The sequence below is a fragment of the Dellaglioa sp. CoH-57-MRSF-19 genome (genome assembly GCF_056781975.1).
Window position 1 is genome coordinate 241 of sequence record NZ_JBXAXW010000050.1, and the last position, 515, is coordinate 755.

The following is a 515-nucleotide window of genomic DNA, read 5'->3' on the forward strand; positions in this document are numbered from 1 at the left end:
ATTGCGCAGGATCACGGGACATGGGCCTCTGTCATCTGGCTCGTGATTACGAGTGCGGCAATCAGCTACCTGTGGCATCAGGCTGACAAAAGCGTGTGGGGCGAAAAGTGAGTCCCTACGTGGCAGGCGCTTTGGGCGTAATTAGCGCTCTTGTGCTGGGAGCTGTTGTGGGGATGGGCTCGCTGGAAATAGTGTTGCGCGTCGGGCCGTTTTATGGGACAGTAGCGCTTCTTGCCGCCTTCACAGCGGCCATTATCGCACAGTATGCTGTTACGCAATACCTGTGGAGGAAATGCGAATGTTGAAAAAGATGTTTCTGACTTCGGGCCACCTCACGCTGTTGACGCATCTACGCTCCAAGCTTCTGGAGAAAGGAGAAAACAGCGACTACTCGGAATTCAGGTGCAATATCCTGAAGGGCCTCACGCTTCCGGAAACTGAACTCGAATACCTTCGTGATGAAGCCGTGGAATTGGTGTATCTCATTGAAGGTGATATCCGGGCGTCAACGCAGC

At 53.6% G+C, this 515-nt stretch carries 1 protein-coding gene; it reads left to right on the forward strand.

Annotated features, from left to right (window positions below):
- Window positions 1-298 precede the first annotated feature (298 nt).
- The coding region (locus tag AC1RO3_RS08115; protein WP_481763948.1) for a hypothetical protein at window positions 299-515 on the forward strand (217 nt) is incomplete at its 3' end.